General features: G+C 53.5%; 1 pseudogene. It reads right to left on the reverse strand.

Annotated features, from left to right (window positions below):
* Window positions 1–1,057, reverse strand: a pseudogene (locus Q3C19_RS18220) (hypothetical protein); the annotation flags it as partial.

Here is a 1,057-nt window from a genome sequence, read left to right on the forward strand (position 1 = left end):
GTCCGTCTTTGCCGTCCGCGCCGGGTACTCCGTCCTTTCCGGGCACTCCTTCCAGCCCGTCGGTTCCGTCACGTGACAGCAGGGTGTATTCGGTATTGTTTTCTTCACCCGTCAAAAGATAGCCGTAAGTTGTTTCACCCGGACTGCAAAACAGCAGCGGGTTGCCCTCTTCATCCGTCCAACGCCACAGAGGCGGGTTATCCGTGCCTGTGACTTGTAGGCACATCCACGAACCCCATCCCATACGGACTATACCTAAATACGGGACATTTAACCCGGAATACCATCCGCCTAAGTTGTAAACAGACGCTCCTTGTTCGCCTTTGATAAGCGACCATTTGTAATCCGACGGATTGGTACTGTCCTGTTCCGTCATGTCCGTCAGTACGCCGATGTACGCGCCGCTGTCCTCCCCGTTGTTTCCGGTAAAGGTAGCCCCGCCGTCATCGCTGTACTTGATGTGCAGGTAGTAGGTCTTTCCATCAACCCCGTTAGTACCTGGAATGCCCTGCTCGCCGTCAAATCCACGGAAGCGGCTCCAGGTGTAGTCGGCCGGGTCGGCACTGTCCTCTGCAGTAAAGTCCACATAGGTACCGATGTAGGCCGACGGCGTTTCAGACATCCCTGTCCCGTCGGCACTGGCCGCGTACCTGATGTGGAAGTAGGTGGTACGTCCGTCCGCTCCGTCCTTGCCGGGTATTCCCTGCTCGCCTTGAATGCCTTGTAAACCCTGTATGCCTTGTTCACCTCTTTCACCCTTGAAACGGCTCCATACATATTCCGACGGATCTGTACCCTCAGTAGCAGTATCCTTATTCACGGCTATTCCTATATATAAAGTATTTTCGGTAGGTACCTGGTACATGCCGCTTCCATCAGGATTGTCACTGTATGCTATCCACGTGTACAGTGTTTTTCCGTCCGCACCGGGTTCTCCGGGTACACCATCGGTCCCTTTAATGTCCGACCATTTGTAATCTTCCGGATTATTACTTTCAAGCGGCGTTTCCTTGTTATAGGCAAATCCGATGTATGTCTTCCCCGTGGGATCATCGCT

The sequence above is a fragment of the Bacteroides sp. ET489 genome (assembly GCF_030518095.1).
GTDB lineage: Bacteria > Bacteroidota > Bacteroidia > Bacteroidales > Bacteroidaceae > Bacteroides > Bacteroides ndongoniae.